The 4,819-nt window shown below is 37.8% G+C and carries 5 protein-coding genes; 4 read left to right on the plus strand and 1 reads right to left on the minus strand.

The window, feature by feature from the left end; genetic code table 11:
* Together WBM60_RS10795 and groL are read left to right on the plus strand one after the other, a co-directional pair.
* The coding region (locus tag WBM60_RS10795) for a co-chaperone GroES (protein WP_424283065.1) at window positions 1-114 on the plus strand (114 nt) is incomplete at its 5' end.
* A gap of 23 nt (window positions 115-137) precedes the next feature.
* Window positions 138-1,769, plus strand: a complete 1,632-nt coding sequence (gene groL / locus WBM60_RS10800; protein ID WP_424262678.1) for a chaperonin GroEL — start codon at window positions 138-140, stop codon at window positions 1,767-1,769.
* Window positions 1,770-1,870: 101 nt separating this feature from the next.
* On the opposite strand, the gene WBM60_RS10805 is transcribed toward groL, so the two are convergent.
* Window positions 1,871-2,629 (minus strand): LuxR C-terminal-related transcriptional regulator, encoded by a 759-nt coding sequence (locus WBM60_RS10805; protein ID WP_424262676.1) that lies wholly within the window; start codon window positions 2,627-2,629, stop codon window positions 1,871-1,873.
* A 121-nt stretch (window positions 2,630-2,750) separates the two neighbouring features.
* Between WBM60_RS10805 and WBM60_RS10810 the strand changes: the two genes are divergently transcribed.
* Window positions 2,751-3,296: a hypothetical protein gene (locus WBM60_RS10810; RefSeq protein ID WP_424283063.1), complete on the plus strand. Its 546-nt coding sequence runs from the start codon at window positions 2,751-2,753 to the stop codon at window positions 3,294-3,296.
* Between the two features lie 399 nt (window positions 3,297-3,695).
* The coding region (locus tag WBM60_RS10815; protein ID WP_424283064.1) for an ABC transporter substrate-binding protein at window positions 3,696-4,819 on the plus strand (1,124 nt) is incomplete at its 3' end.

Consider the following 4,819-nt stretch of genomic DNA (forward strand, 5'->3'; position numbering starts at 1 on the left):
ACAGTAAAAGTCGGAGATACGGTACTTTATGGAAAATATGCCGGTACCGAGCTTAAGCTTGACGGATCCGATTATCTTATGATGAGAGAAAGCGACATTTTAGCAATTATATAATAACTGAAAATTACAAATAGAAAATGGCAAAAGATATAAAGTTTGATATTGAAGCACGGGATGGCCTGAGAAGAGGTGTTGACGCTTTGGCAAACGCCGTAAAAGTAACCTTAGGACCTAAAGGAAGAAACGTAATTGTTAGCAGATCGTTTGGATCTCCTATTGTAACTAAGGATGGAGTTACCGTTGCTAAGGAAATAGAATTGGCAGATGCTTTGGAAAATATGGGGGCGCAAATGGTAAAAGAAGTCGCTTCTAAAACAAATGATCTTGCAGGTGACGGAACTACGACAGCTACGGTTTTAGCACAGGCAATTGTTAAGGAAGGACTTAAAAATGTTGCTGCTGGCGCTAATCCCATGGATCTTAAACGAGGAATTGACAAGGCCGTTGATGCCATTGTTGAAAACTTAGCAAAACAAGCTAAAAAAGTAGGTGATTCCTCCGAAAAAATTAAACAAGTAGCCACTATTTCATCGAATAATGATGAAACCATTGGTGAACTTATTGCACAGGCTTTCGGAAAAGTTGGTAAAGAAGGTGTCATAACCGTTGAAGAAGCAAAGGGAACAGATACTTATGTAGATGTTGTTGAAGGAATGCAATTTGACAGAGGATATCTTTCTCCTTATTTTGTTACTGATTCGGATAAGATGATTGCAAACCTTGAAAATCCTTATATATTATTGTTCGATAAAAAAATATCAACAATGAAAGACTTGTTACCTGTTCTAGAACCGGTAGCACAATCCGGGAAGCCGCTATTGATTATTTCTGAAGATGTGGATGGGGAAGCTTTGGCTACTTTGGTAGTTAATAAATTAAGAGGTTCCTTAAAGATAGCCGCAGTAAAAGCACCAGGATTTGGCGATCGAAGAAAGGCTATGCTTGAAGATATAGCTATATTAACCAATGGTACTGTAATTTCAGAAGAAAGAGGTTTTTCTCTTGAAAATACTACCTTAGATATGTTGGGAAGTTGCGAAAAAGTAACCATTGACAAGGATAATACAACTATTGTCAACGGAGCCGGAGTAGCTAAAAACATAAAGACAAGAGTTAATCAAATTAAATCTCAGATTGAGACCACTACTTCTGATTATGACAAAGAAAAGCTTCAGGAACGTTTGGCTAAGTTAGCCGGAGGAGTAGCCGTGCTTTATGTTGGGGCAGCCTCTGAAGTAGAGATGAAGGAAAAGAAAGACCGTGTAGACGATGCGCTTCATGCCACGAGGGCAGCGGTTGAAGAAGGCATTGTTGCCGGTGGTGGTGTAGCATTTATCAGGTCAAAATCCGTGCTTTCCAAAGTGTCTGTAGAAAATTCAGATGAAGAAACAGGGCTGCAAATTGTTGCAAGGGCCATTGAAGCTCCAATGCGAACCATTGTAGAAAATGCAGGTGGAGAAGGTTCTGTAGTCGTAGCAAAAGTACTCGATGGTAAGGGTGATTTTGGTTATGATGCAAAATCCGAGACCTATGTGAACATGCTCGAAGCCGGTATCATAGATCCGGCCAAAGTAACCAGGATAGCATTGGAAAATGCTGCTTCTGTTGCCGGCATGATTCTGACTACAGAATGTGCTTTAACCGACATCAAGGAAGAAACACCTGCCGGACCGCCAATGGGTGGCGGGGGAATGCCGGGAATGATGTAAACTCCCATCCTACTAAACTAAAAACCGCTCTTTTTAAGAGCGGTTTTTTTATGGATGCTTTTTAATTGTTATATATATCCCTAGGCTTCTCCTTATTATCTTCAAAGAAGCCCCTTTCCCATGAGGTCAAAAATAACGTCTGATATATGCCCTTTTTCAGTTTTACCTAAAATATTTCTGCGATGGGTATTCACAGTATGTACACTAATAAATAATTTTTCAGCAATTTCTTCACTGTTCAGGCCTTTAGAAATCATATGAATAATCTCAAACTCCCTATGTGTTAAATAATGACCTATATTCAATAATTCATCGGTAGGAAAACGAAACAAGGTAATATCGTCCCCCACATAATAATGGAAAGTAGCCTTATGCATAATATACTCCTCAATATTTGTATTTACCTGAATATAATAAACAGATTCATGTGGAATCGGACTATAAAACATATAACATTGAAAAAGATGCTTTGCATATTCCCCATCTGGTCTTAGCATTCTTATATCGGTAGACAATAAAGCCGCTCCCTTATGGGCGATATAAAGATTCTTATCCAAATCCATTAATTTTGACCTCCCCAAGCCAAATCGATGAAGGTCTTCAGGATGCACCTTACTCATCATTTTTAGGGGGTCATTGGTTTCGGGTTCAATGCCCAGCATATCCATACTTCGCTTGGAGGTATAAATAATCGTTAATTGAGTAAGATCCATTACTATAAGCATTTGATCGTTTTCCTCCATCAAACTTTCCAATTTACAAATGATGGGGTCTTGGGAGTCAATATTTAGAAAGCCCGAAGGCAAATAAGACTCAATAAAATCGTGATAAATATTGTAACTATATGGTATCTTGAGCATTCCTGATACTGGTTTGGCAGTAAAATTCTAAAGATAATAAAAATACCTATTAATGAGTATTGTATGCTGCGTAAGTAAGTAATAATTTAGAATACAATTTATTTCCTTTAAACCGAACGAAATGGCAGAATTAACTGCAAAGTTATTCCGTGGTTATTTTGGGGGGAGCTGGCTGGGCAAAATAACAAAGAACGGCGAGTTTCTACGTGAAATACTATTTAACTGGCCAATTGCATTTGAAAAATATTCTTCGATCGGGACAGAAGTAGGGCTAAAAACACCTCCGGGTAGTGGTTTTTATGACGACACCAATAAAGTTTGTGTCGCCGGATGGCGTGAAGATAGTAAGCGGTGGTGCATGACATGGTTTAATGAATTTGGCGGGTATGGCGAGACCCAATGGACATCCCAGGAAAATGTTAATGGCGTAACTGTTCTATTTGGTTTTTGTATGGAGTGTAAGCAGGAGAGTGATGATCTTACCCATCATATTGTCTTATGTGAAATGACAGATCAGGATAATTTTAAATATCGGATAAACAGTTTTAAGAAAGGCCTTGTCGAAATCGAAGCCCACCGCATCAGAACTGCAGAAGAATTAAAATCACTTATGCTAGTTCACAATATTGAAGTTGAACTGTTTACTGATATTTCAAAATATTCCTGAGCGTACCATTTTGTGGTGGCCTTAATCAAAGTAGAAACCACTTGTAAGTTCATTTCTATTTAATAAAATACCTATTTCTAGGTATTTTATTTGGTATGTATCTGTCGTAAATTTATGTACCCTGATTAAAAGTGCACTATAATGCATTTTGCAAAAATCATGAAAAATAAAAGTGACGGTCCTTCTTACGCTTGCGGTAGGGAAGAATTAAATGAACCAATGGAGGCGTTTAATAAAAAGTAAGAACTTTCAGGTTCCCTGAAAAACAAAGAAATCGATCGCGAATTGAATGCTTTAAAAAAAGTAAATAAAAAGGAGAAATCAAATAAGAAATAAATGCATTACTTCTTGAAAGCAACAAAAAAATAATTAAAATCCGTTAACGATAAAATACAAATTATGGCAAACAATGATGTAAAAGTAACAACTTTTGAAAACACAAAATTAAACGTTCGAAAGCTGGATTGGAACGAAGTGTTCTACACTAATTGTCCACTTATCTCGGCTAGTAATGTTGACCAGGAACTAGGATGGACTCGTGAAGAGTTTAAAAAACTCGGAGTGGATTATAACTATTTTAGATATTACCGTGAGACTGACTGGTACCCACATTATATTCATAACCAGGATAATCTTATTCGATTTGGTGGATTGTTTCCTCCAGTTCATGTGCAAGCCGACATTCGCAGAACACGACTTTTAGGTGTTACACATGCTCCAAAAGAAGGTGGCTGTATGATGGTACGTTCAAGAGACGATATCTACACCATGCAAGAGTTGAAAGGGAAAAAAATTGGGATTTCAAAAAGTATGAACCAGGTTAAAAACGACTGGTGGCGTATACAAGAACACCAAGGTATTGAGTTGATGCTCCGCATTAATGGTATGACCATGGATGATATTGAGCTCGTAGAATTCCCTTATGCCGATGATTGGTACAATGATCCTAAAATGCTGGAGCCTATGCTCAATCCATCTGATTTATGGTTGCAACGGGACCACAAACACGATTTGGCATTCCGTCCATTAGAAACTGCGCTTGAAAAAGGTATTATTGATGCATGTTATACACAAAGTAAACCTTTACAACAACTATCTGAAGCAACTGGTAAATTCAAAGCCATTGAAGATTTATCATTACATCCAGACTGGACCTTACAAGTGGCCAATATTCCAGCTGCAATTACTTGTAGTGATGTTATGTACAATGAGCATCCTGAACTTGCGGTTGCCTTTATGAAAGGTATGATTAGAGTAGGTCGATGGTCTAACGAGAACAAGCATGCTGCTGCAGGAATCCTTGATAGACAAACCTTTTACCTAGATGTGGAACATACTTTTGAAGGTATCAAACCAATAGATATAGTTCCTAACCTATCACCACAGAATATGGCCTCTGTTGAGATTGGTAAAGATTTCATGCTAAAACATGGTTATATCAAAAATGACTTTGACGTACATGAATGGGCAGCACCAGATATTATTGAAAAAGCCGCAAGAGAATTGTTGGAAGAAGAATGGCA

The sequence above is a fragment of the Eudoraea sp. genome (assembly GCF_049669105.1).
Taxonomy (GTDB): Bacteria; Bacteroidota; Bacteroidia; order Flavobacteriales; family Flavobacteriaceae; genus Eudoraea.